Source organism: Haloarcula regularis (genome assembly GCF_029338315.1).
Lineage (GTDB): Archaea > Halobacteriota > Halobacteria > Halobacteriales > Haloarculaceae > Haloarcula > Haloarcula regularis.
The window spans coordinates 3306976-3329858 of the sequence record NZ_CP119794.1 but is presented as its reverse complement, the minus strand read 5'-3'; the positions used below and the strand labels follow the sequence as shown (position 1 = coordinate 3329858).

At 69.7% G+C, this 22883-nt stretch carries 22 protein-coding genes and 4 pseudogenes; 13 read left to right on the top strand and 13 right to left on the bottom strand.

Annotated elements, in window-relative coordinates:
• The first annotated feature begins 14 nt into the window (after positions 1-14).
• A pseudogene (locus P1N55_RS17955) lies at positions 15-774 on the top strand (PHP-associated domain-containing protein).
• On the opposite strand, the gene P1N55_RS17950 reads toward P1N55_RS17955, so the two are convergent.
• Both P1N55_RS17950 and P1N55_RS17945 read right to left on the bottom strand, forming a co-directional pair.
• Positions 771-1277 carry a metal-dependent hydrolase gene (locus tag P1N55_RS17950; RefSeq protein ID WP_276276841.1) on the bottom strand — a complete coding sequence of 169 codons (507 nt, stop codon included), beginning with the start codon at positions 1275-1277 and terminating at the stop codon, positions 771-773. The pseudogene P1N55_RS17955 and the gene P1N55_RS17950 sit on opposite strands and share 4 nt — an antisense overlap.
• A gap of 35 nt (positions 1278-1312) precedes the next feature.
• Entirely contained in the window at positions 1313-1825 is a 513-nt protein-coding gene (locus P1N55_RS17945; RefSeq protein ID WP_276276840.1) for a CinA family protein, read from the bottom strand.
• 86 nt (positions 1826-1911) lie between these two features.
• Here P1N55_RS17945 and P1N55_RS17940 point away from each other — a divergent pair, with 86 nt between their 5' ends.
• The gene (locus P1N55_RS17940) at positions 1912-2055 is read left to right on the top strand and encodes a hypothetical protein (protein WP_276276839.1); all 144 of its coding nucleotides are present in this window, start codon (positions 1912-1914) and stop codon (positions 2053-2055) included.
• Positions 2056-2098: 43 nt separating this feature from the next.
• Complete coding sequence (locus tag P1N55_RS17935; protein ID WP_276276838.1) at positions 2099-3217, top strand: pyridoxal phosphate-dependent aminotransferase; 1119 nt, start codon at positions 2099-2101, stop codon at positions 3215-3217.
• Positions 3218-3226: 9 nt separating this feature from the next.
• On the opposite strand, the gene P1N55_RS17930 is transcribed toward P1N55_RS17935, so the two are convergent.
• Positions 3227-3622: an ABC transporter permease gene (locus tag P1N55_RS17930; protein WP_276276837.1), complete on the bottom strand. Its 396-nt coding sequence runs from the start codon at positions 3620-3622 to the stop codon at positions 3227-3229.
• A gap of 31 nt (positions 3623-3653) precedes the next feature.
• Positions 3654-4451, bottom strand: a pseudogene (locus tag P1N55_RS17925) (ABC transporter ATP-binding protein); the annotation flags it as partial.
• Positions 4452-4598: 147 nt separating this feature from the next.
• Between P1N55_RS17925 and P1N55_RS17920 the strand changes: the two are divergent.
• The 4 genes from P1N55_RS17920 (at position 4599) to P1N55_RS17905 (ending at position 9471) form a co-directional block, all read left to right on the top strand.
• Positions 4599-5519 carry a sodium:calcium antiporter gene (locus P1N55_RS17920; RefSeq protein WP_276276836.1) on the top strand — a complete coding sequence of 307 codons (921 nt, stop codon included), beginning with the start codon at positions 4599-4601 and terminating at the stop codon, positions 5517-5519.
• 154 nt (positions 5520-5673) lie between these two features.
• Positions 5674-8109: an ATP-dependent DNA helicase gene (locus tag P1N55_RS17915; protein ID WP_276276835.1), complete on the top strand. Its 2436-nt coding sequence runs from the start codon at positions 5674-5676 to the stop codon at positions 8107-8109.
• A gap of 84 nt (positions 8110-8193) precedes the next feature.
• The gene (locus P1N55_RS17910) at positions 8194-8355 is read left to right on the top strand and encodes a DUF7563 family protein (RefSeq protein ID WP_276276834.1); all 162 of its coding nucleotides are present in this window, start codon (positions 8194-8196) and stop codon (positions 8353-8355) included.
• 51 nt (positions 8356-8406) lie between these two features.
• Positions 8407-9471 (top strand): ArsA family ATPase, encoded by a 1065-nt coding sequence (locus tag P1N55_RS17905; protein ID WP_276276833.1) that lies wholly within the window; start codon positions 8407-8409, stop codon positions 9469-9471.
• Here P1N55_RS17905 and P1N55_RS17900 read toward each other — a convergent pair.
• The 4 genes and pseudogenes from P1N55_RS17900 to P1N55_RS17885 all read right to left on the bottom strand — a co-directional run bounded on the left by P1N55_RS17900 (position 9468) and on the right by P1N55_RS17885 (position 13016).
• Positions 9468-10784, bottom strand: coding sequence for a glycerate kinase type-2 family protein (locus tag P1N55_RS17900; RefSeq protein WP_276276832.1), 1317 nt, complete (start codon positions 10782-10784; stop codon positions 9468-9470). The two genes, P1N55_RS17905 and P1N55_RS17900, sit on opposite strands and share 4 nt — an antisense overlap.
• A 2-nt stretch (positions 10785-10786) precedes the next feature.
• A pseudogene (locus P1N55_RS17895) lies at positions 10787-11606 on the bottom strand (SDR family oxidoreductase).
• Between the two features lie 49 nt (positions 11607-11655).
• Positions 11656-12057 carry a hypothetical protein gene (locus P1N55_RS17890; RefSeq protein ID WP_276276831.1) on the bottom strand — a complete coding sequence of 134 codons (402 nt, stop codon included), beginning with the start codon at positions 12055-12057 and terminating at the stop codon, positions 11656-11658.
• Complete coding sequence (locus P1N55_RS17885) at positions 12054-13016, bottom strand: hypothetical protein (RefSeq protein ID WP_276276830.1); 963 nt, start codon at positions 13014-13016, stop codon at positions 12054-12056. The genes P1N55_RS17890 and P1N55_RS17885 overlap by 4 nt, the downstream gene beginning before the upstream one ends.
• A 6-nt stretch (positions 13017-13022) precedes the next feature.
• Here P1N55_RS17885 and P1N55_RS17880 point away from each other — a divergent pair, with 6 nt between their 5' ends.
• Positions 13023-13178, top strand: a complete 156-nt coding sequence (locus tag P1N55_RS17880; protein WP_276276829.1) for a hypothetical protein — start codon at positions 13023-13025, stop codon at positions 13176-13178.
• 163 nt (positions 13179-13341) lie between these two features.
• On the opposite strand, the gene P1N55_RS17875 is transcribed toward P1N55_RS17880, so the two are convergent.
• The 3 genes and pseudogenes from P1N55_RS17875 to P1N55_RS17865 form a co-directional block, all read right to left on the bottom strand.
• Positions 13342-13479 (bottom strand): hypothetical protein, encoded by a 138-nt coding sequence (locus P1N55_RS17875; protein ID WP_276276828.1) that lies wholly within the window; start codon positions 13477-13479, stop codon positions 13342-13344.
• Between the two features lie 50 nt (positions 13480-13529).
• Positions 13530-14337, bottom strand: a pseudogene (locus P1N55_RS17870) (endonuclease V).
• A 3-nt stretch (positions 14338-14340) separates the two neighbouring features.
• On the bottom strand, positions 14341-15291 hold the full coding sequence (locus tag P1N55_RS17865) for a rhomboid family intramembrane serine protease (protein WP_276276827.1): 951 nt from the start codon (positions 15289-15291) through the stop codon (positions 14341-14343).
• A gap of 110 nt (positions 15292-15401) precedes the next feature.
• On the opposite strand from P1N55_RS17865, the gene P1N55_RS17860 reads away from it, so the two are divergent.
• Positions 15402-16439 (top strand): zinc-dependent alcohol dehydrogenase family protein, encoded by a 1038-nt coding sequence (locus P1N55_RS17860; RefSeq protein ID WP_276276826.1) that lies wholly within the window; start codon positions 15402-15404, stop codon positions 16437-16439.
• A 5-nt stretch (positions 16440-16444) separates the two neighbouring features.
• Here P1N55_RS17860 and P1N55_RS17855 read toward each other — a convergent pair whose 3' ends face one another.
• Positions 16445-17368, bottom strand: coding sequence for a response regulator (locus tag P1N55_RS17855; protein WP_276276825.1), 924 nt, complete (start codon positions 17366-17368; stop codon positions 16445-16447).
• Between the two features lie 388 nt (positions 17369-17756).
• Between P1N55_RS17855 and P1N55_RS17850 the strand changes: the two genes are divergently transcribed.
• Positions 17757-17891, top strand: coding sequence for a DUF7503 family protein (locus P1N55_RS17850; RefSeq protein WP_276276824.1), 135 nt, complete (start codon positions 17757-17759; stop codon positions 17889-17891).
• 81 nt (positions 17892-17972) lie between these two features.
• Here P1N55_RS17850 and P1N55_RS17845 read toward each other — a convergent pair whose 3' ends face one another.
• On the bottom strand, positions 17973-20048 hold the full coding sequence (locus P1N55_RS17845; RefSeq protein ID WP_276276823.1) for a hypothetical protein: 2076 nt from the start codon (positions 20046-20048) through the stop codon (positions 17973-17975).
• A 181-nt stretch (positions 20049-20229) separates the two neighbouring features.
• On the opposite strand from P1N55_RS17845, the gene P1N55_RS17840 reads away from it, so the two are divergent.
• Genes P1N55_RS17840 through P1N55_RS17830 form a run of 3 tightly spaced genes read left to right on the top strand, consistent with a single transcriptional unit; the run spans position 20230 to position 22883 of the window.
• Positions 20230-20682, top strand: a complete 453-nt coding sequence (locus P1N55_RS17840; protein WP_276276822.1) for a DUF5788 family protein — start codon at positions 20230-20232, stop codon at positions 20680-20682.
• A gap of 1 nt (position 20683) precedes the next feature.
• Entirely contained in the window at positions 20684-22426 is a 1743-nt protein-coding gene (polX, locus tag P1N55_RS17835; protein ID WP_276276821.1) for a DNA polymerase/3'-5' exonuclease PolX, read from the top strand.
• Complete coding sequence (locus P1N55_RS17830; protein ID WP_276276820.1) at positions 22419-22883, top strand: Mut7-C RNAse domain-containing protein; 465 nt, start codon at positions 22419-22421, stop codon at positions 22881-22883. Before polX ends, P1N55_RS17830 begins: the two co-directional genes overlap by 8 nt.

Here is a 22883-nt window from a genome sequence, read left to right as displayed (position 1 = left end):
GGATACCGAGTGGCGTGACGAGTGAGGGGTACGCCGTCGACCTGCACGTGAAGGTACTCGACGAGCAGGTCGTCAAACGGGCGAAAGACCGGGGACTGGACGCCATCGTGTACGCGCCACACTTCACGCGGTTGCCCCAGATCCGAAAGCGGGCCCGACAGTTCTCGGACGACCGGCTGACCGTCATCCCCGCCCGCGAGCTGTTCGCGAACTCCTGGCAGAAGCGGCGCCACGTCCTGGCCGTCGGCCTCGAGGAGCCGGTCCCGGACTTCCTGACGCTCTCGGCGACGATGGCCGAACTGCGACGGCAGGAGGCCGCCGTGCTGGTCCCCCATCCGGGCTTCCTGAGTGTGAGCCTCGGCCTGGAGGAGCTGCGCCACTATCGGGACACCATCGACGCCGTCGAGGTCTACAATCCCAAACACCTCCCGCACCACAACCGGCGAGCCAGGAAATTCGCCAGCGAGACGGGCCTGCCGACGTTCACGTCGTCGTACGCCCACCTGCGACGGACCGTCGGCGAGGCGTGGGTCGAGTTCGAGCGCCCTCGAGGGCGAGCAGGCGGTCACCGGGGCGCTCCGGAACGGCGACCCGCGGCGCGTCCTCCATCGCCACGGCGTCGGCCACCAGGTGCGCTGTGCCATGGAGTTCGCCCACCTCGGCTACGAGAACACCTGGGAGAAGTTCGACCGGGTGATGCTCCAGGGGACGGCCCCGACACACCCGGACCACGTCGCCTACGGCGGCGAATTCGACGACGTGAAGGTGTATTAGGCGACCAGGGCGGTGTTCTCGGCGAGCAGCTGGGTCACGTCCGGCGGCAGGTACGTCGGGAGGACGTGGACCAGGACCGCGATAGCGCCCAGTTCGATGGCCGTGATGGCGACGGTCACCAATTCGGCGTGTTCGCTAGAGGTAGTGACCCCCGAGGGGAAGCCGTACTCGCGGTCCGAGAGCGGGTAAAACAGCGCGATGCCGCGGCGGGATCCCAGGTAATCGAGGACGTAGTGAGTGAGGACGCCGAGCCAGACCCACTGGAGGTTGCCGGCGTGGTAGATGGGGTGGGCCAGGAAGACGACGAGGACCGGCAGGTTGTGGAGCGTCTTGCGGTGCTTCCCGAAGGCCGTGTCGACGTCGGGAAAGAGCGCCCCCAGCACCACCGGGAGGAACACCTCGGCGATGGTCGCGAACGTCGTGACGTCGCCGGACGGGTCGAGGACGTATCCGAGGCCGATACTCAACAGAATCGCGTTCAGCACGTGCCCGCGTTTGTTCATCCAGCGGGGGACGAACGCGGCGCCGAAAGGTGTTTTCACTCCTCGCGCGCGGCCGCCAGGAGGTCGGCGAGCGCCTGCCGGGCGATCCGGGCTTTCACCTCGGTGCGGGATCCGTCGAACTCGTAGCGCGAGACCTCGACCCAGGAGCCGCCGGTCGTCCAGGGCGCGGCGAAGGCGAGGCCGACGTAGACGGTGCCCACGGGCGTCGCCTCGGTGCCGCCGTCCGGCCCCGCGACGCCCGTGGTCGCGACGCCCCAGTCTGTGCCGGCGGTGTCTCTGACCCCGCGGGCCATCTCGCCGGCGACGGGTTCGGAGACGGCGCCGTGGGCGTCCAGCGACTCCCGGGAGACGGCCAGCAGGGCCTGTTTCGCGTCGTTGGAGTAGGTGACAAGCGAGCGGTCGAAGTAGTCGCTGGACCCGGGGACGTCGGTGAGCAAGGAGCCGACCAGGCCGCCGGTGCAGGACTCGGCGACGGCGACGGTCTCGCCCCGGTCACGGAGCGCGTCGCCGACGCGTTCCTCGACTGGACTGTCGCGTTCGTCGGGCATACCCGCCGTTGGTCGGTCGCGGACAAAAGCGTTCAGTCCTGACAACTGAACGATATTATCTTCCGTCCCCGGCCGATAGGATATCCATGTCCTATCAGACGACACTCGGCTGGTCGCTCGTGTCCTCGGGCCTCGTGACGCTCCTGCTCGGGGTGTTGCCCGGTTCGGACCTGCTGTGGGGCCTACTCTTGCTCGGCCTCGGCGTTGTGACGCTGTACGTCCGGCAGTGACACCGAAGGTGGAAAGCCCGCCCGGGACGAATCCCCGGGCACCATGGACTACGAGACGCCACAGTTCTTCCGGGTGATGCAGTACGCCCAGCGGGCCGACCGGGACGTCGTCGACATGGTCTCCGGGAACCCCGACTGGGACCCGCCCGAGGGGCTCCGCGAGGGGCTCCGCGAGTACGCCGAGGGCGACGCCGACTCGTTCCAGTACCCGCCGAGCGTCGGCCTCCGGCAACTGCGCGAGGAGATCGCCGCCCGGCGCGGGGTCGACGTCGACCGCGTCCTCGTCACCAACGGCGCCGGCGAGGCCAACCACCTCGCGATGAGCGGCGGCCTCGAGTCGTTCTCCGGGTCGGAGATACTCCTGACCGACCCCGTCTACCCCTACTACGCGGGCCGCGTGAACTTCCTCGGGGCCGACCTGACGCTGGTCCCGGTCGACGACGACGGCCACCTTCGTCCCGAGACCGTCCGCGAGGCCGCGAGCGACGAGACGGCGGTCATCGTCGTCAACTCGCCGAACAACCCGACCGGCGCCGTCTACGACGCCGACGCGATGGCCGAGTTCGCCGCCGTCGCCCAGGAAACCGACGCCCTGCTGGTTAGCGACGAGGTGTACGACCACTTCGACTACTCCGGGCGGTTCGCCTCCGCGCTGGACCAGGACTCGCCGAACGTCGTCGCGACGAACTCCTTCTCGAAGTCGCTCGCGATCACCGGCTTCAGGGTCGGCTACGCCGTCTTCCCCCGTGAAGACGGCCCGAACGGGGAGTTGCTCGACCGCGCCCGGACCCAGCACATGCTCACGAACGTCACCGGCAGTCGGCCGGCCCAGCATGCCGTCGCCCGGGCGCTCGAGACCACCTCGCCGGACTACTACGCGGTGTGTCGCGACCGCCTCGAATCGCGCATCGACACCTTCTGCGAGGCCCTCGCCGACAGCGGCGCGGCGTACGACCGGCCCGAGGGCGGCTTCTACGTGATGGCCCGCTTCCCCGAGTTCCCGGGAACGTTCGAGAACGTCTACGAGCTCGTCGACGAGGCCGGCGTGGCGGGGATGCCCGGTGAGGCGTTCGGCGAGTCGCGGGCCGACTGGATTCGCTTCGCACTGGTGACCCCGCGTGTCGAGGAAGCGGCGACGCGACTGGCCGCGTACTTCGGGTGAGCAGGGACGTCAGACCGGTTCGACCCGGCGTAACAGTGCCGCACCGACGACGACGGTGAGCGCGGCAGCGACGACCATCGCCCCGAAGTCGACGAGCAGCGCCCGCTCGGAGAAGCCCACGAGCGCGCCCCGGAGGCCGTCGACGCCGTAGGTGAGCGGGTTGAGATAGCCGACGACGCGAACCGGCAGCGGGAGGTTCGAGAGCGGGAAGAACGCCCCCGAGAGGAAGGCCAGGGGGAAGAGCGCGAAGTTGATGATGAGGTTGTACCCCTGCGTGTCCTTGAACTGCGAGGCCATCGCCAGGCCGAGGCCGATGAACGTCGCGGCGATGAGCACGAGGAAGAGGACGGCGACCACGATGCCCCAGAGCGACACCGGCCGGAACCCCAGCGGGATTGCGAGCACCAGGATGAGCAGGGCCTGGAGCAGCGTCGTCGTCGACGCCCACGGTGACGCCGTCGGTCGTCTCGGTCACCGAGCGGACCCACGGCCGGTCGCGGACGGCGCGGCCGACGGCGCCGGGGTCGTCGGTGCCGAGCCGAACCACGTCGCCGCCCAGGTCGGCCTTCAGCGCCGCCGGCGTGTCGAGCGCGACCACCTCGCCGTCGTCGACGATGGCGACACGGTCACAGAGCGCGTCGGCCTCCTCCATGTAGTGGGTCGTCAGCACGACGGTGACGCCGGCCTCGCGGTTCAGGCGTGCGACGTACTCGCGGACGGTCTTTCGCGTGCCGGCGTCGAGGCCGACGGTCGGTTCGTCGAGAAAGAGGACGGCGGGTTCGTGGAGCAACCCGCGGGCGAGTTCCAGCCGGCGGGCCATCCCGCCGGAGTACTCGCCGACCGGCTTGTCGCGGTCGGCGGCGAGGTCCACCAGGTCGAGGACCGTCTCGACGCGCTCGCGCCGGTACTCGCCACGCATCCCGTACAGCCTGCCGTGGAACCGGAGGTTCTCGAGGCCGGTGAGCTCCTCGTCGAGGGCGGGTTCCTGGAAGACGACGCCGATACTCGCCCGGACCGCGCCGGGTGCGTCGCGGACGTCGTGGCCGGCGACGCGGGCGGTCCCCTCGCTCGGCCGGAGGAGGGTACACAGGGTGTTGACGAGCGTCGACTTGCCGGCGCCGTTCGGCCCCAGCAGGCCCAGTATCTCGCCCTCGGCGACCGAGATCGAGACGTCGTCGACGGCGACCAGGTCACCGTAGCGCCGCGTGAGCCCGTCGACTTCGATGGCGTGCATTCGTCCGCACAACGGGCCGGACGGCTTTGCAGGTTTCGTCGCGGCCGCGCGCTCGTGGAACAGCTGATCGAACGGGCCGCCGAGAGCGACGATCGAACCTGTCTCCGTAGCAACGTTTTACTCCCTGCCGCGAGTCGCCCCGCGTAGATGCTCGTCGAAATCGCGCTCTTTCTCGCCGGCCTCGCCGGCCTCGTCGTCGGTGCCGACCGCGCGGTCACCTCGGCCGGCGACCTGGCGCTGTACTACGGCGTCTCGCCCTTTTTCATCGGTGTCACCCTCATCTCGGTGGGCACCTCGGTCCCGGAGATGGTCACTTCGGTCTACGCCGCCTACTACGGTGCGGGCGACCTCGTGGTCGGCAACATCGTCGGCTCGGAGACCGCCCAGATCACGCTGGCCATCGCCGTCGTCGCGTTCATCGCACCCTTCGTCGTCGAGCGCCGCGACGTGCTCGTCTACGGGTCGGCGATGATCCTGGCGATGATAATTATGATCCTGACCCTCGACGACGGCGTCATCAACCGCTCGGAGGGTCTGCTGATGATGCTCGCGTACGTCCAGTTCATCTACACCCTCTATACGAACGAGGGCGGCACGGAGATCACCGAGGAGGTCATCGAGGAGCCCCGATCGCCCGAGCAGACGTTCCCCTGGATACTCGGCGGCCTCGTGCTCGTGGTCGTCGGCGGCCAGCTGATGGTCACCAACGGCGTCGCCCTGGCCCAGCTGTTCGGCCTCCCGGAGTACCTCGTCGGTCTGCTGACCGGCCTGGGGACGACGCTTCCCGAGATCGTCATCGCCGGCATCGCCGCCTCGGAGGGGCGCAGCGGCATCTCCGTCGGGTCCATTCTGGGCAGCAACATCACCGACCCGGTCTTCTCGCTGGGCATCGGCGCGGTCTTCTTCGACGTGGTCGTCGCCGACCCGGGGGCCATCCGACCGTCGCTGCTCTACATGCTCGCCGTCTCCATCCTGGTGCTCGGCCTGTTCTACTGGCGACGGGGCATCGACCGCCCGGCCGCGGTGGTCTGTCTGCTGCTGTACGCGCCGACGTTCGTGTTGCTGTGACCGGGTACAAAAGACGGCCCCACGGACCCGGCCACGCTACTTCGCTGGGGCAACAGCCGACCGGGCGGGGGCTTTCGAGTGGTGCGTCTCACACGTACAGAGAGTTGCTAGCGAATCCGGCGGTTGAAGTAGGATGCCGCCCAACCCAGTCTCGATGCGAGATTCGGCCGCCACCGGCGACGAGGCATGGCGCTCGTACTTCGGGTTCGACGAGCCCTACGGGAACCAGGCCGACGCCGTCGAGCGGACCATCGAGGCGGGCAAGTCGCGGGGGTTCCTGGCGATGGAGGGGCCCTGCGGGACCGGCAAGACGATGGCGGCGCTCACCGCCGCGGCGACGCTGGTCCGGGACACCGACCTGTACGAGCGGGTGCTCGTGGTCACGCCCGTCAAGCAGCAGCTCGACCAGTTCGTTTCGGACCTGCGGACGCTGAATGCCGGACTCGAGGAGCCGCTGGACGGTATCGCGCTGGTCGGGAAGCGCGACCTCTGTCCGTACGGCCGTGAGGGACTGTTCCCGGCGGACGCGAGCACGCACGAGCGCTGCGAGGACCTGCGGGAGGCGACGGCGCGACTCGTTGAGGACGACGGGCGCGGGAGCGGCGCCGCCGTCGCCGAGACGGCCATCGAGACGGAAGTCGAGGACGAGGACCAGTGGTGGGACCCGCGGGCGGCCCAGGACCTCGCGGCGGCCGCCCGGCCCGACGCCGTCGACCAGGCCACGCTGGGTGAGGGCGCCCTGTCGACGGCCGGGGCGACGTCGCCGTACCGGCCGAGTCAGCCGACCGCACCCGAGTCGATGGTCGAGGGCGACGACCCGCCGCTGTACTGTCCCTTCGAGGCCGACTGGTACGCCCGGAACAAGGGGTCGCCCGTGGACTTCGCCGTCGGCGAGCACAACGTCACCACGGTAGACGAGTACCTGCCGGCGGCCGTCGAACGGGGCACCTGTCCCCACCGGGTGATGAGCGTCATGCTGGCCGAGGCGGACGTCGTCGTCGGCAACTACAACCACCTCTTCGACCCGGGGTCGCGCCCGCTGCTCTCGGGGCTGCTCGACGACCAGACGTTCGTCGTCGTCGACGAGGCCCACCGCCTCGAAGAGCGGGTGCGTGACCTGCTCTCAGATAGAGTGGGGCGACAGACGCTGAAACAGGCCCGCAACGACTGCAACCTGCTGGTCCAGCGCGCCCAGCAGAGCAGCGATCACAAGGCTCAGGTCCGGGAGGTGCTGTCGGCCCGCGAGGTGCCGCTGGAGGCCGTCGACCACGCCAGGAAGTTCTACGACGACCTGCTCCGGTGGCTGGACGAGCGCATCGAGTCACACCTCGACGCGGAACACGAGGGCTGGCGCGCGGATCCGAGCGTGCTGCCGGAGCACGACCGGGAGATACCGCTGCGGGACCCCGATACTGTCGAGCGCGACGAGCTGACCGAGTGGGCCGAGAAGAAGGGCTACGACGGGCCGCTGTGGCGCTCGCTCGCCCAGGTCGGCGCGGCCGTCGAGGACGCCATCGACCAGCTGGGGCTGAACAGACAGCCGGTGTGTGCCGCCGTCGGCGTCGTCGCCGGCCAGTGGTGGGAGCGCGACCACGCGACGTTCCTCCGGGAGATAGAACTGGCCCACTCCCCGGCCGACCGGCGCCGCGTCGACGCCGACTACCAGGCGGTCTACACGCCCGGCCTGCTCTGTTACAACTGCATGCCCGCGACGGCGCTGAAGGAGGTGTTCTACGAGCTGGGCGGGGGCGTCCTGATGAGCGCCACGCTCGAACCCCTGGACGTGTTCACCCGCGTCTCCGGCCTGGAAGCGCTGGGCGAGTCGTCGGGCGAGGACGAGACGGGCCGGCCGGTCCGATCGACGACCTACGACCTCCCGTTCCCGCCGGAGAACCGGGCCTCGTACCTGGTCGACGCGCGCCCCTTTACCGCCCGGAACCGGGGCGACCCCGAGGACATGGAGCCGCTGGGCGAGAGCTGGAACCCGACGCGCGACGAGTACGCACAGGCGCTGCGGGCGCTGGCCCGCTCGCCCGGCAACGTCATGCTCGCGATGCCGAACTACCGCGAGGCGCGCTGGGCCGGGGCCTATCTCGAGGCGGCCGTCGAGAAACCCGTCGTCGTCGACGAGGCCTCGAGCAACGAGGAGACCGACCGGCGCAAGCGACGGTTCTTCCGCGGCGAGGGGAAGGTGCTGGTCACCTCCACGCGCGGGACGCTGACCGAGGGCGTCGACTACGACGGGGCGAAACTCTCGACGTGTGCGGTCGTGGGGGTCCCGCTGGTGAACATCGGGTCGCCCCGCGTCCGGGCCGTCCAGCGGGCCTACGGCGACGCCTTCGGCGAGGAGAACGCCTTCGAGTACGCGCTGACGGTGCCGGCGGTCCGGCGCGCCCGCCAGGCCATCGGCCGGGTCATCCGCGGCGTCGACGAGGTCGGCGTCCGGGCGTTCGTCGGCCGCCGGTACACCCCCGACGCGCGCCACTCGGTGTACCCGTACCTCCCCGAGAGCGAGCGTGAGGAGTTCACCACGATGACGCCGGAGTTCCTCGCGGGGCAGCTCGACCGGTTCTGGTCGGAACACGGCTGAGGACCGACACAACTACTGTCGAGGTACCGGTTCATTTCGTAGGCAACAAAAGACATTTATCCGACTAATTACCTTTATCTGAGGATGCCCGAGTGCCAGAACTGCGGAAACTTCGTCACCGAGCAGTACGTACGGGTCTTTACGCCAGAAGCAGTCGAGTCACAGGGGCCGCGGGTCTGCCCGAACTGTGAGGACAAACTCCGGGACGGCGCGGACGTTCGCGAGGCGCGGTCGTCGCGCCAGTAGCGGGAGACGTTTTCGGGAAGTACTCAAGGCCGGCCGACCGTAGCCACGGCTATGACCGACCTCGACGTCGAGGCAGTCGACCAGGTGGCACCACCGGATGGTATCGACGCCCCAGACTACGTGCTCTACGGCGGGAAGGGGGGCGTCGGGAAGACGACGTGTGCGGCCGCGACGGCGCTCGCGTCCGCGCGCGACGGGACGAAGACGCTCGTCGTCTCGACGGACCCCGCCCACTCGCTGTCCGACACGCTCGAGACGGAGATTGCGGCGACGCCGACCCGGATACGGGAGGACGTCCCACTCTTTGCCGCCGAGATCGACCCCGAGGCCGCGATGGGCGAGGGACCCCTCGGGATGGAAGAGGGCGCCCTCGGCGGCCTCGGCGAGCTGCTGGGCGGCGAGGGGATGCCCGGCGGACCCGGGGGCGACGATCCCGTGGCCGGCGAGGACGGCCTCCTCGGGGGATCGATGCCCGGGGCCGACGAGGCCGCGGCGATGCGCCTCCTGCTGGAGTACGTCGACGACGACCGGTTCGACCGCGTCGTCATCGACACGGCGCCGACCGGTCACACGCTCCGGCTGCTGGAACTCCCGGAGACGATGGACTCGATGGTCGGGAAGATTCTGCAGCTTCGGGAGCGGTTCTCCGGGATGCTCGGCAACCTCACCGGGATGTTCGGTGACGACGAGGACGTCGACCCCGAGGCGGGCATCGAGGACCTGCGGGAGCTGAGCGACCGCATCGAACACCTGCGGGCGGTCCTTCGGGACCCCACCAAGACCGACTTCCGGGTGGTCATGGTCCCCGAGGAGCTGTCGGTCGTCGAGTCCGAGCGGCTGCTCGACCAGCTCGAGGCCTTCGGCATCCCCGTCGGCACCGTCGTCGTCAACCGCCTGATGCAGGACCCGAAAGAGATCCTGGGCGAGGACGTCGACATCGAGGGGCCCAACCACGCCGACTGCTCGTTCTGTGCCCGGCGCTGGGACGTCCAGCAGGAGGCGCTCCGGCGCTCGCAGGACCTGTTCCGGGGCCACGAGGTCCGCCGGGTGCCGCTGCTTGCCGAGGAGGTCCACGGCGAGCGGTTGCTGTCGGTGGTCGCCGCCTGTCTCGACTAGTCGACCACCAGCACGCGCAGGTCGTTGACGTTCGTCCCGGTCCGGCCGGTGACGATGCGGGCGTCCCGGCCCGCGAGGTAGCCGCCGGCGTCGTTGTCGTCCAGCGCGTCCCGGGCGGCCGCCGTGTCGGTGACCGTCTCGCTGTCGACGATGGCACCGGCCGCGTCGCTCGCCCCGTCGCGGCCGTCGGTGTCCACGGCGGCGAGGACGGCCCCGGGCGGCAGGTCGATGGCGCCCGCGAGCGCGAACTCCTGGTTGGGACCGCCCTCGCCGTCCCCCCTGACCGTCACGGTCAGTTCGCCGCCCGAGAGGACGACGGCGGGCGGCTCGACGGGGTTGCCGGTCGCGACCACCTCCTCGGCCACCGCGAGGTGGGCCAGGCCGGCCTCGCGGGCCTCGCCCCGGAGTCGTGAGGAGAGGACCATCGTCTCGTAGCCACGCTCTCGGGCCGTCGACCGGGCCGCTTCGAGTGCCGTCCAGGCGTCCGCCAGGATGTGTGTCGAGACGCGGTCGAACGCGGGGTCGCCCGGCGAGGGTGTCTCTGAGACGTCCCCGTCGACACCGGCCGTCAGGTAGTCGCGGACCGCTGGCGCGTCGATGTCGTACCGGTCCAGGACCGCCAGCGCGTCGGCGAAGGTCGTCTCGTCGGGGACGGTGGGGCCGCTGGCGATGACCGAGAGGTCGTCGCCGACGACGTCTGAGAAGACCAGCGTCGCCACCGTCGCCGGTGCGGCCGCCGCGGCGAGTCGCCCGCCTTTCAGCCGCGAGCAGTGCTTTCGGACGGCGTTTATCTCGTCGATGGTCGCCCCGGAGGAGAGCAGCGCGTCGGTGACCGACTGGAGCGCCTCGAGGCCCACCGCCTCGGCCGGTGCCGGCAGGAGCGCGCTCCCCCCGCCGGTGATGACGGCCAGCACCAGCGTCGACTCGTCGGCGGCTCGGGCCTGTTCGAGGACGGCCTCGGCCCCCTCGACGCCGCGCTGGCTGGGGACCGGGTGGTCCCCCTCGCGGACGGTCACGCGATCGCAGGCCTCGGGGTCGTCGGTGACGACGACGCCCCCCGTGAGCGCGTCGCCGAGGATGGCCTCGAGTTCGCGTGCGACCTGGGCGGCGGCCTTCCCACCGCCGAGGACGACGACGCGCTCGTAGGCCTCGAGGTCGTAGACGGCGTCGTCGATACGCAGTTGCTCGCCCGTGCGCTGGACCGTCTCGGCGACGACGGTCCGGGGCTGTGCGGCCTCGATGCCGGCCTCGAGGCAGTCCAGCGCGCAGTCGTGGGCGGGCGAGCGAGCGAGTGTGTCGTAGTCACGAATCATGGTCAGACGAACTTCCGGACGACGTCGACGGCGGCGTCTCGCCAGCGCGGCGGGAGGTACCGGGCCAGGAGCAGGACGCGGGCCGCCTCGCCGACGGGGTAGCGCGGCCGCGGGTCGCTGGCGTTGGCCGCATCGCGGACCGTCAGCGCCACCGCCTCCGGCGAGACGGCGAAGGCGTCGGTGACCCCCGAGAGCCGGGCGTCGTCTGCGGCCTCGTAGAGCCAGTCGTAGGCTCCCGTCGCGTCGGTCGCCTCGCGCTCCGCGACGGCCCGCTCCTCGAATCCAGTCTCGACGGGGCCGGGTTCGACGAGCACCACGTCGACATCGTACTGGGCGACCTCCGCGCGGAGCGCGTCGTGGAGCCCCTCGACCGCGTGTTTCGAGGCGGCGTAGACGCCCTGGCTGGGCAGCGCGAGCTTTCCCGGCGACGTCGGAGAGGGTGACGACAGTCCCGTTCTCGCGGGCCCGCATGTGCGGGAGCACCTCGCGTATCAGCCGGTGGGGGCCAAAGAGGTTGACGTCGAACTGGTCCCCGACCGCCTCCGTCGAGACGTCCTCGACGGCACCGAACTGGCCGTAGCCGGCGTTGTTCACCAGACAGTCGACGCGCCGCTCGGCGTCGACGAGGTCCTCGACGACGCGTTCGCACTCGCGGGCGTTTGTCACGTCGAGCTCGGCGGTCACGCATCCGTCGGGCAGGTCCGTCAGGTCCGATTCGTCGCGTGCGGTCGCCCAGACCGTCCAGTCGTCGGCCAGGAAGGCCTCGGCAGTCGCTCGCCCGATTCCGGAGGACGCGCCCGTTATCAGCACCGTCTTCGCCATGTGTCGTCTGGGCGAACACACCCCGGGCAGTTATACGTTGTCAGGACGGTCAGTCGGACTCGACGGTGACGGGCGTCGAGGCCGTGTCGTCCCCGGTGGTGGCCGAGAACGTGTACTCGCCCGGCGGGAGGGCCGCGGTGCCGTATGGCTCGAGATCCACGAACTGCAGTTCGTCCGGGTCCAGGTCGACGACCAGGTCCCGCCGGAGCTGCAGCACGTCCGGGCCGGTCAGACTGGTCCACACCCGTCGCTCGCCGGCCGCGTCCCCCTCGTTGCGAACGAGTCCCTGCAGTTCGATATCGGCGCCGCGTTCGACCGACACGTCCGACTCCACGAACTGGATGGTGGCCGCCGCACCGTCGTCGGATTGCCGGGCCGACGCGGCCGCGCTGGTCACGACCTTACCGTCGATGTGAACGGTCGCCGGGCCGACGACCGAGCACTCGATCACCTCGCCCGTGAACTGATACCGGTCCCGCTCGCCGTCGGCGACGGCCCCGTTCGCGGTCGCCCCGTCACGGTCCCGGGGAACGGGTCGGTCCGTTCGTCGTCGCCGTACTCGAGGTCGCCACTGACAGCGAGCGCGTACTCCGCCCGTTCGTCGCCGGTGCTCTCGACGACCAGGTCGTGGACCTCGGAATCCGTGCCGGCGGCGGAGTCCGGCCGCAGGTCGGCGTCGAACACCGAGAGGTCCAGCCGACCGTCGTCGAACACCGAGAGGTCGACCCGATCGTCGTCGACCGTCACGACGGCGGGGCCCTCGGTCCGGAAGTCGGTGAGCTCGCCGGTAAACGTGAAGACGTCCTCGCTGGTCCCCTCGACGGAGCCGCGGGCGCGGGCGCCCTCGATGAACTCCGGGTGGGCCGGTTCGTCGCCGGCGGCGCCGTAGGCGAGGGTGCCGCTGACCTCGAACTCGTAGAAGACCCGATCGCCGTCGTCGCTCCGGACGACCAGCGTCTGGTCGACGCCGATGGCCTCGGGGCTCGCGTCCGCGACGCGGTGGAAGTAGTACGGCGCGGTCGAGCGGACGGCGCCGTTCTCGTCGACGAGCAGGACGAACACGCGACAGTAATCACAGAACGTCGAGACCGACAGCGAGGCCGTGTCCCGGTCGCCCTGGACGGACGTCGACCCCAGGTAGACGTCGCCGCCCCGCAGGAACCACACCGTCCGGTGGAGGTCGGCGTCGTCGTCCCGCACCAATATCGTCAGGTCGACGGCGTCGGTGTCGTCGGCGTAGGTCACCTCCTGGACCGCGGTCGGCCGCTCGAGGACCGGCGCCCGGCTCCCGCCGTCGGCGACGGTGACGGTCCAGGCGACCGTATCGACCGCCGCGCCGGCCTCGTCGACGACGACGGCGGTCACCTCGTGTTCGCCCGGCGACTCGAAGGTCCGCCGGAGGAAGTCCATCCCGTTGTGCAGGTACTCGTCGTGGAGCGGCCCGACGTCGGTCGCCTCCCGGCCGTCAACCGTCCAGCGCGTCCCGGCCCGGCCCGCGACGGACTCGGGGACGCCGACTTCGAACAGCAGTTCCGCTCCGGGGGCGACCGTCGCCGTCTCGCGAACGGGTGATGCGTCGCGCGCTCGTCTCTATCTCTTGGTCGGATACCATGGGCTCACCTCGTCGGCCGTCGACGGACGCCGGTGCCGGCCGCGAGCTGGTGTCGTCACGACGGCGTCCAGCGACCTGAAGGTATCCCCCGGCCGGTACGACATCGACCGACCCGCAGGACCTTCAGCCGGCGACGGGACGACGGCGTCCGTCAGTTTCGCGTGCCCGGCCGGTGACGTGAGTGGCGACGGCGACGCCGGCGGGCGTCCCGTCGTGACGCACCCGTCGCCGGTCCGAGCGAGCGTGGCCATCTGCCGTCATCGAGACGGTCGAGGGGCATAGTTAGTCGCCGCTTGTCGAGCGGGGACCGCTCACTCACCCGTCTCGACGCGGTCCCGTGCCGCGTCGGCCGCGCTGTCGGCCAGGCGGGTCGGCTCGGGCAACTTGTAGTCGGTGGCCATCGCCAGGACGAGGTCGGCCGCCGTCGCCGCGCTCACCCGGTGGCCCGGGCTCACGACGAGCGGGTTGATGTGGCGGTTGGGCGAGTCGTACTGGCGGGTCTGGACGGCGTAGCCGATGACCGTCCCCGCGGCGGCCGTCTCGACGTCGGCGTCGGCCTCGATGGCCACCCGCTCGCCGACCGAGAGCTTTCCGGTCTAGCGAGGTCCGCGGCCGGCCACAGAGCAGGTTCTTCGCGACGCCGACCGTCGGCACGTCGAGCGTGACGCCGATATGTGTCGCCAGGCCCGCCTCGCGGAAGTGGATGCGCCCGCTGCCGTCGACGAGGACGACGTCCGGCTCGTGGTCCAGCTGTTCGAACGCCGCGAGGATGGCCCCGCCTTCGCGAAAGGAGAGCAGCCCGGGGATGTAGGGGATGGCCGCGGGGGCGACGGCCGTCACCTCCTCGACCACGGCGCCGTCCCGCAGGACGACGACGGCCGAGACGGCCCGGTCGCCGACGAAGGCCTGGTCGACGCCGGCGACCAGCGGCACCTCGTCGGTGTCCTCTCCGGGGTCGTCCCCCAGCGTGCGCTGGTCGCTCTCGGTCCGCAACGAGGCGACGTCGAACGGGAGGGCGTCCTCGAAGACGGCCGCCGCCGCGATGTCGCGCTGGAGGGCCTCCATCTCCGCGCGCGAGAGCGACGGGTCCGGGACGAACTCGGGGCGGACTGGGTCCATCAGTCAGGGACGACGGCGGCCGGGACCACCTGGGCCACCCGGTCCGCCGCCGCCGAACTGGAGCGACTGGGGGACGCGCGCCCGACTCTTGAACATGTTGCCGTACCAGAGGCCGATGGCCAGGCCGATGAGGTGGGCCGTGTGGGCGACGTTGCCCCCGAGGAGTCCGACGCTGCCGGGCGAGAGCATCCCGAAGACGCTCGCCAGCAGGTAGAACCCGGTGATGGCCCAGATCGGCACCGGGATGAGGAAGTAGAGGTACACCCGCAGGTCCGGATTCAGCACGGTCAGGAAGCCGAGGATGGCCAGCGCGGCCCCGCTCGCACCCAGGACGCCGTAACTGGCACCCTGGACCAGCTGCAACAGGACCTGTCCCAGTCCCGCCAGCATCCCCGCGGCCAGGAAGAAGACGGTGAACCGCTTCGAGCCCAGCTGTTGTTCGACCAGCCGGCCGAAGAAGTAGATGACGATGCCGTTCCCGAGGATGTGGTAGAATCCCGCCGGGTCGTGGGCGAAGATAGCGGTCACCCACGTCCAGACGTACAGGAGGTTGTCCGGGTGCAGCAGGAAGATGGCGCGCCAGAGTTCGGATTGCGAGTAGAAGACGGGGTTCGAGATGCCGACCAGCTGGCCGACGACCTGTTCGGCGATGAAGGTGATGGCCATCAGCGCCAGGAACACGTAGGTCATGTTCCCGCGGAAGTAGCCGAAGACGCCGCCCGGGCCGGTGTCGAGTCCGATGCGGTCGGCCAGCCCGCCCGACTGGCTGGCCCCGCCGGTCGTCACGGTGTCGTCGAACCCGCTGTCGAATACGCCGCCGGGGTCGCCCCAGTTGTCCAGCCCCGGACAGTCGTGTGCCTCGGGCAGTCGGTGTTCCCCACAGTACGTCCCGCCACAGTGCCCACACTGGTAGGGCATACTTTCCGACTTCCCACACACGTCGCACTTCGCCATTGGGCGAGTGTAGTGGGGACGGGACAAAAGGGGTTGTGTTTGTGCGGGTCGCTGGCACGAACGACCGTGGCGAGGTGGCGTGTTGTGGCCCCGCGTCGAAGGGGCGAGCGATGCAAGCGACAGTCTACCACGGCACGCGAGACGTCCGCGTCGAGGAAGTCCCCGACCCGGAACTCGAGGCACCGACCGACGCCGTCGTTCGGATCACACACACCGCCGTCTGCGGGTCGGACCTCTGGTTCTACCGCGGCGAGAAGGAGTACGAGGAGGGGTGGCGAACCGGCCACGAACCGATGGGCATCGTCGAGGCGGTGGGCGACGACGTCGACTCGGTCGACCCCGGCGACCGCGTCCTCTCGCCCTTTGCCATCAGCTGTGGCGAGTGCGGGCCCTGTCGAAAGGGCATCTACACCTCCTGCGTCGAGGACGAAGGGTGGGGCGGCGAACACGACGGCGCGCAGGGCGAGCAGGTCCGCGTCCCGTACGCCGACGGGACGCTCGTCCGGGTGCCCGACCGCCACGCCGACGACGAGGACATGCTCGAGTCGCTGCTCCCGCTGACCGACGTGATGTGTACGGGCCACCACGCGGCGGTCAGCGCGGGCGTCGAACGGGGGAGCACCTGCGCGGTGGTCGGCGACGGCGCGGTCGGCCTCTGTGGCGTGCTCGCGGCCCAGCGCCTCGGCGCGAACCGCATCGTCGCCGTGGGTCACCACGAGGACCGCCTCGAACTGGCCGCGGAGTTCGGCGCCACCGACCTCGTCTCCAGTCGGGGCGACGAGGCCGCCCGGGAGGTAGCGGAGCTGACCGCCGGCGGCGTCGACCACGTCCTGGAGTGTGTCGGGGCCCAGTCCGCGATGGAGACGGCCGTCGACATCTGCCGGCCAGGCGGGACCATCGGCTACGTCGGCGTCCCCTACGGCGTCGAGGGTGGCGACCTCATGTACTCGCTGTTCAGCGACAACATCACGCTGGCCGGCGGCGTCGCCCCCGTCCGGGCCTACGTCGAGGACCTGATGGACGACGTCCTGCAGGGCGTGCTCGACCCCGCGCCGATATTCACGAAGACCGTCGACCTCCAGGGCGTGCCGGAGGGCTACCGGGCGATGGACGAGCGAGAGGCGATCAAGGTCATGGTCAAGGTATAGCGTCGCTACGCGTCCTCGAGTTCCCGGGCGACACAGATCCAGGCCGGGTCGCCGTCGTACTCGATGGCCCCGCCGGAGACCTCGATGGAGACCGACTCGCCGTCCGCCCGGACGACGGTGCACTCTGTCTCGAACGAGTCCGCCTGGTCGTCGTCGGGTGCCTGGAGCATCGCCAGGGAGTCCGCCCGGTCGGCGGCGACGACCGAGGGGGGCTGGCCGACGAGTTCGTCCTGGCCGTACCCGAGAATGTCGGCGAGTCGCTGGTTGACGTAGACGAACTCGCCGGCCTGGACGATACAGACCCCGGCCAGTTCCTGTTCGACCAGGCGCTGGTACCACGAAAGCGCGCTCCAGAACTGCTGTTCGGTCCGGTACTGTTCGACGGCGTTTCGCACCCGGTTCGCGAGCACCTCGTACGTGTCGGTCCCGGTCCCCTTCTGCATGTAGTCGGTGACGCCGGCCGCGATGGCCTCGCTCGCGATCTCCTCGCTGCCCTTGCCGGTAAAGAGGATAAAGGGGAGGTCCGGGTGCTGGTCGCGCACGAGCTCGAGCAGTTCGAGGCCGTCGGTGTTGGGCATCTGGTAGTCGCTGACGACGCAGTCGACGTCCCCCTCGCGGACGTGCTCGAGCGCCGCCACGGCGCTCGTCTCGGTGACGACGGTCAGGTCCTCGTCGATTCGCTCTAGGAACATGCCGACCATCTCGCCGAGGTCCGGGTCGTCGTCGACGTGGAGGACGCGAATCGTGCGCTCCTCGCGCAGTTTCGCGAGCGGGACGGGCACCTCGATGCGGCTGTCGGCGGCCGAGTCCGCCGACTCCGTCCGCAGAAGTGGTGCGCTGTGTCCGGCCGCCCTTGGACTGCCGCGCAGGAGACCCCTGGAGAGCCTGACCGTCTCCCCGTCGATATGCAGGACCTGATCCCCCGTCATCGTGTCATCCCTCGCTCGCGCGACGGCCGCGAGGCGGCGGCGGTCCCGCCCGACCCGCGAGACCGTCGCGGAGATGCCGCCGGTTCGCCCGCGATGTAAGTGCTGGAGAGAGCCATCTGTCGAATAGTCTTGGCTTGAGTTGTGTAGGGAGTCACAAAACGATACTGGTAGGTCGCGCCGAGCCGGGGCTGCGACGACGCCGGACGGGGACACGAGCCCGGCTGTCGTCGTGACAACCATCGGAAGGGAATCGTCCGCTCGACCGGCTCTCGGGCCGAAATAGCAAGCGGGCGCCGAAATCGCAGTTATTAGCGACTTAATATAAGTAAATATATGTAGGCTACAATCAAATATTTAATTTCCCATCTCCCGACAGTCAGGTCGTACCATGTCAGACAGTACAATGGCGACGTACCTCGCAGAGCACCCACGAATGGCCGGCGTCCTGTTTACCGTCCTCCTCCTGCTGACGCAGGCGGGGAACGCGGCGGCGGCGAACAACGCAGCTATCAGCGGCCCGTAGAACAGCTACGACGAGCAGTTCACGGACAGCGCCGCGGATTCTTCTGGTCGATCCCGTAGAGAAGCGCCGGCAACCGATCGCTCAAAGAACGTCGTCCAGGTCCACCGAGGTACTCCAGTACAGCTCGTCGTCGATACGAACCGGAACCTCCTCCAGGCTGAGGAACTGTGTAAGTTCGGGTCTCGAGACGTGGAACGTATCGATGCTCCCCGAGCTCAGGTAGTACGTCTCGGTGGTCTCCAGGAACGGCATGAAGATGGTTCCGAGCCCGCGGTCGTCCGTCGAATAGGTCTGAATCTCGACCTCGAACCCGTCGTCGACCGGCGTGATGTCGAGGAGGTTCGGCGCGCCGCCGGCCGTCTGCGTGACCGTTATCCCACCGTCGCCGACGACGATGTACTGGCCGCCCATCACGCTCTGCTCGCGCGTGACGGTCAGCGCCGCCCGGAGCGGGAACCCGCCGTTGAGCAGGCGCGCGATGGTCTCGCCGATGCGGACTGCACGCTCGTTGACCACCTCGTTGAGCGTGACGATGCCGCCGATGGCCCCGTGTTCGACCAGCCCCAGGCCCTGGTGGTAGGAGTTGCAGGCGTTGAGGAGGAACGTGTCGACGCCGACCGAATCCAGCGTCGTCACGTCTAACTTCCCGTCGCTGCAGGTGAACCCCTCCCGGTCCGTGTGGCCGATGTAGTGAAAGAAGTCACACCGGCCGGTGAGGACGTCGGTCAGCTCGGCCGTCGTCAGGTTCTGGTGGGCCCGGATGTCGAAGGGCAGGTCCGACCGGGTCCCGTAGACGGCGTCGACGAGCTCGCGTTCCGCGTCCATCCGGGCGTCGTTTTGGACGACGGTGATGGAGATGTCCTCGTCCGTGTTCTCCCGGTTCAGACGGTTGATGAACGCCTCGACGGTGAGTTTGCTCGCGCCGATGGGGATGCTCTCGCCGATCCAGGCCTGTTCGAGGGTGCCCTCCGAGGTCGGTTCCACGTACTCGCTGGCGGTCGGCCCGTCGCTGGCGCTGGCCGACCGGGTGATGACGTCGTCGCGGGTGAACTCGGCCTCGACCTCCCCGGGCACCGTCGCCTGGGTCCGCTGGTGGTGGTCGTGGGTCCGGACGACCGCCAGGTCGTCGACGACGAACGGCAACTGCTCGGCGTTGGCCGCGGTGGGTTCGACGTGGGTCGTCAGCCGCCACTCGGGGATGTGCTCCTCGAGCAGTTCGTACGGGACCTCGAGGTACGCGGCCACCTGTTCGGCGAGCGGCCGGTCGTACAGGCTCGCGAAGTCCAGGTCGACGTAGGGTTCGATCGCGGTTCGCTCGTGCAGGTCGATCTCGTAGTATCCCTCGGTGCGGGTCACGCAGTCGAGGAAGAACAGCCGTTTCAACGTCCGCTCGACCTCGGTCTCGAACCCGCGCGGGGAGTCGAGCGCGTACTCGAACCCGGTTTCGGTCGTCAGCCGCGGCGTCGACGCCGGGACCAGCCGCGCGCCCAGGTAGTACGCCAGCGGCGCCGCGACGAACACCGACGCGAGGCGCGGGGGCAGCTCCAGCGTGACGCCCGTCTCCGGCCGCTCGACGGTCGACGGGATCGACAGCGAGTCGCCCCGTTCGAGCGCCGGCGGGTGGCCCCGCAGCGTCGGATACGACCGCTCCGGATCCGTCGTCTTCAGCGCCGAACCGAACGTCTCGACAGCCGCCATCACGTCGCGTGGGTCCGCCGTCGTCGTGACCGTCGCGGCCGGTCGGTCGTGGCGCGAGCGGGCACCGATTCGGACCTCTGTCGGTTCTTCGAACTCGATGCGCGTCCGGTCGATGTCGACGCTGACCTCGAACGCAGACTCGACGCGCAGGTAGGTCTTGATGCGCGTACAGAGGTCGAGGCTGTACTCGCCGTGGGGGAGGGTCCGGCTGTCGAACTGCGTGACCTCGGCGACCGTCGACCCCTCGGCGTCGCGGACGTAGACGGGAACGACCGTCGGGAGCACGATAGCCTGCGTCCGGATCGATACCGCCGCACCGACCGGGAACAGGAACGACTCCGCAGCTGTCGGGCGCGGGTCCACGGCTTCGGGGGTGCGGATGCGGTAGCGCTGTCGCTCGACGCGGTCGATGACTGCCAGCCCCGACTGGTCGTCGAGGGGTTCGAATGTGAGCGTCATGTGGAGAGCGGGTGGTGGGCGGTCGACCCTGTCTCGTCTCGGACCCATGTGGGAGAAAATGAAAAAGATACCGGCACAAACCAGTCACACAGACATACATTTCGAGAGGCCGAACGAGCGGTTCGGTGGTCGGGGTGAGCGAGCGAAGCGAGTAAGAGCCCCCGGACCGAACAAACCGGTAGTGAGAGAGTTCGAGCGCAAACGGCTGCTGGAGCGCATCGAACGGGAGGGCGCGACAGTCGGCGCCGCGATCCCCGACCGCATCACCGTCCAGGGCGAGGCGGTCGACCTCCAGTCGTTCGTCTTCGAGATAAAGCGACGCGACACGATTCCCCAGGGCGAGCGCGAACGGGTCGACCGTGCGAAGACGAACCTCCGGCGGGAGCGCCTCCAGCGCAAGCAGCGCATCGAGGACGGCGAGGTGAGCTACGAGGAGGGCAAAGAGATCGCCGACGCCATCATCGGCATCGACCGGGCGCTGAACGCGCTGGAACAGCTCGGGCCGGCGGACCTCGAAGCCGAACAGCGGGCACAGGAGGCCGCCGACAAGAAGCGCTGGATGAAGTTCCTGCGGAAGGCGCTCGGCCACGAGGACGCCGATTCCGGCACCGGCCGTGCCGGGCGGAGTCTCTGAGATGCGCCTGAACGACGACGTCGCGTCGGAACTCGAGGCGTTCGCCGACCTGCTGGACGCGAAGGGCGTCGAGTACAAGCCGCGCGCGTACCGCCGGGCGGCGGAGAACATCCGCGACCATCCGGTCGCCATCGAGGACCTGGCCAGCGAGGGCGAGGACGCCGTCGAGGACATCGAGGGCGTCGGCGACGCCATCGCCGCGAAGGTGATCGAGTACGTCGAGACCGGCGAAATCGAGGAACTCGAGGAACTCCGCGAGGAACTGCCCGTCGACATGGCCGGCCTGACCGCCGTCGAGGGCGTCGGGCCCAAGTCCGTCGGAAAGCTGTACGAGGCGCTGGAAATCACGACGCTGGACGAACTGGAAGCGGCGGCCGAGGCCGGCGAGATTCGGGACGTGAAAGGCTTCGGCGCCAAGACCGAACAGAACATCCTCGACAACCTCGACTTCGCCCGCGAGGCCCACGAACGGGCCCTGCTCGGGGAGGCACGCCCGTACGGCGAGGAGATACGGGCGTTCCTCGAGGGGGTCGGCGCCGTCGAGCGGTGCGAACTGGGCGGGTCGCTCCGACGGTGGCGACCGACCATCGGCGACGTGGACGTGCTCGTGGGGAGCGCCGACGGCGCCGCCGTCGTCGACGCCTTCACCGAGTGGGAGGGCGGCGACACCGTCATCGAGGCCGGCGAGACCAAGGCCAGCGTCCGCGCCGGCGGCGTGCGCGTCGACCTCCGTGTGGTCGTCCCCGAGGAGTTCGGGGCCGCCCTCCAGTACTTCACGGGGAGCAAGGACCACAACGTCGCGGTCCGCAACCGCGCCATCGAGCAGGACCTGAAGGTAAACGAGTACGGGGTCTTCGACGTCTCGGCGGTCGACGGCGAAGCGGACGGCCAGCGGGCCGGCGAGCGCGTCGCCGGCGAAACCGAGGACGGGGTCTACGAGGCCCTCGGGATGGCGTGGATGCCCCCGGAGCTGCGGGAGAACCGGGGCGAAGTCGAGGCCGCAGCGAGCGGTGACCTGCCGACCCTCGTCGAAACGGACGAGATCCGGGGCGACCTGCACGTCCACACCGACTGGTCCGACGGTGGATACTCCATCGCGGAGATGGTCGACGGCGCCGCGACGTTCGGCCACGACTATCTCGCCATCAGCGACCACGCGACGGGGCCGGGGATGGTCGGCGGCGTCGGCGTGCCCGACGACGAGCTGCGCGAGCAACTCGAGGCGGTGCGTGCGGTGGCCGAGGACGCCCCTATCGACGTGTTCAGCGGGGTCGAGGCCAACATCGCTGCGGACGGCAGCATCTCGGTCGCGGACGACCTGCTTGCGGCCCTCGACGTGGTGGTGGCCTCGCCCCACGCGGCCCTTGACGGCGACGGCACCGACCGCCTGGTCGCGGCCGCCGAGCACCCGGACGTGAACGTCGTCGGCCACCCGACCGGACGGTTCCTCAACCGGCGCCCCGGCCTCGACGTCGACGTCGAACGCCTCGCCGAGGTGGCCGCCGAACACGACACCGCCCTCGAGGTCAACGCCAGCCCGGCCCGACTGGATCTGAGCGGGAGCGCGGTCCAGCAGGCCATCGAGGCCGGCGCGACCATCGTCGTCAACACCGACGCCCACAGCCCGAGCAGCTTCGAACAGGTCCGTTACGGCGTCCACACGGCCCGTCGCGGGTGGGCGGAAGCCGCCGACGTGCTGAACGCGCGCGACGCCGAGGGCGTCCGGGAGTTCCTCGATGGCTGAGGACCCCCGCGGGGACCCCCTCCTGCTGGACGCGATGCTCGGGAAACTGGCGACCTACCTGCGGATGTGTGGCTACGATGCGGCCTACGCGCTGGACCGGGACGCCGAGACCGACGACGCGATGCTCGCCCTCGCACACACCGAGGGGCGCCGCGTCGTCACCCGCGACCGGCAGCTGGCCGGACGGGCGCCCGACGGGGTGTTGCTGACCGAGCGCGAGGTTGGCGACCAGTTGCGCGAGCTCGCGACCGCGGGATTCGCGCTGGCGGTGACCGACGAACCGCGCTACTGTGGGACCTGTAACGCCCCGCTGGAGCGGGTCGACCGGACCGAACCCACGCCCGAGTACGCCCCCGATCCCGACGAGGAGCCGGTCTGGCGGTGTCGCGACTGCGGCCAGCACTTCTGGAAGGGGAGCCACTGGGACTCGGTCGTCGAGACCGTCGCGTCCCTGTAG

Excerpts from the sequence above, each read along its gene's own strand:
- P1N55_RS17950 (WP_276276841.1), bottom strand. The coding sequence starts at position 1,277 with ATGAACAAACGCGGGCACGTGCTGAACGCGATTCTGTTGAGTATCGGC.
- P1N55_RS17945 (WP_276276840.1), bottom strand. The coding sequence starts at position 1,825 with ATGCCCGACGAACGCGACAGTCCAGTCGAGGAACGCGTCGGCGACGCG.
- P1N55_RS17940 (WP_276276839.1), top strand. The coding sequence starts at position 1,912 with ATGTCCTATCAGACGACACTCGGCTGGTCGCTCGTGTCCTCGGGCCTC.
- P1N55_RS17935 (WP_276276838.1), top strand. The coding sequence starts at position 2,099 with ATGGACTACGAGACGCCACAGTTCTTCCGGGTGATGCAGTACGCCCAG.
- P1N55_RS17920 (WP_276276836.1), top strand. The coding sequence starts at position 4,599 with ATGCTCGTCGAAATCGCGCTCTTTCTCGCCGGCCTCGCCGGCCTCGTC.
- P1N55_RS17915 (WP_276276835.1), top strand. The coding sequence starts at position 5,674 with ATGCGAGATTCGGCCGCCACCGGCGACGAGGCATGGCGCTCGTACTTC.
- P1N55_RS17910 (WP_276276834.1), top strand. The coding sequence starts at position 8,194 with ATGCCCGAGTGCCAGAACTGCGGAAACTTCGTCACCGAGCAGTACGTA.
- P1N55_RS17905 (WP_276276833.1), top strand. The coding sequence starts at position 8,407 with ATGACCGACCTCGACGTCGAGGCAGTCGACCAGGTGGCACCACCGGAT.
- P1N55_RS17900 (WP_276276832.1), bottom strand. The coding sequence starts at position 10,784 with ATGATTCGTGACTACGACACACTCGCTCGCTCGCCCGCCCACGACTGC.
- P1N55_RS17885 (WP_276276830.1), bottom strand. The coding sequence starts at position 13,016 with ATGGACTTCCTCCGGCGGACCTTCGAGTCGCCGGGCGAACACGAGGTG.
- P1N55_RS17875 (WP_276276828.1), bottom strand. The coding sequence starts at position 13,479 with ATGACGGCAGATGGCCACGCTCGCTCGGACCGGCGACGGGTGCGTCAC.
- P1N55_RS17865 (WP_276276827.1), bottom strand. The coding sequence starts at position 15,291 with ATGGCGAAGTGCGACGTGTGTGGGAAGTCGGAAAGTATGCCCTACCAG.
- P1N55_RS17860 (WP_276276826.1), top strand. The coding sequence starts at position 15,402 with ATGCAAGCGACAGTCTACCACGGCACGCGAGACGTCCGCGTCGAGGAA.
- P1N55_RS17855 (WP_276276825.1), bottom strand. The coding sequence starts at position 17,368 with ATGACGGGGGATCAGGTCCTGCATATCGACGGGGAGACGGTCAGGCTC.
- P1N55_RS17850 (WP_276276824.1), top strand. The coding sequence starts at position 17,757 with ATGTCAGACAGTACAATGGCGACGTACCTCGCAGAGCACCCACGAATG.
- P1N55_RS17845 (WP_276276823.1), bottom strand. The coding sequence starts at position 20,048 with ATGACGCTCACATTCGAACCCCTCGACGACCAGTCGGGGCTGGCAGTC.
- polX (WP_276276821.1), top strand. The coding sequence starts at position 20,684 with ATGCGCCTGAACGACGACGTCGCGTCGGAACTCGAGGCGTTCGCCGAC.
- P1N55_RS17830 (WP_276276820.1), top strand. The coding sequence starts at position 22,419 with ATGGCTGAGGACCCCCGCGGGGACCCCCTCCTGCTGGACGCGATGCTC.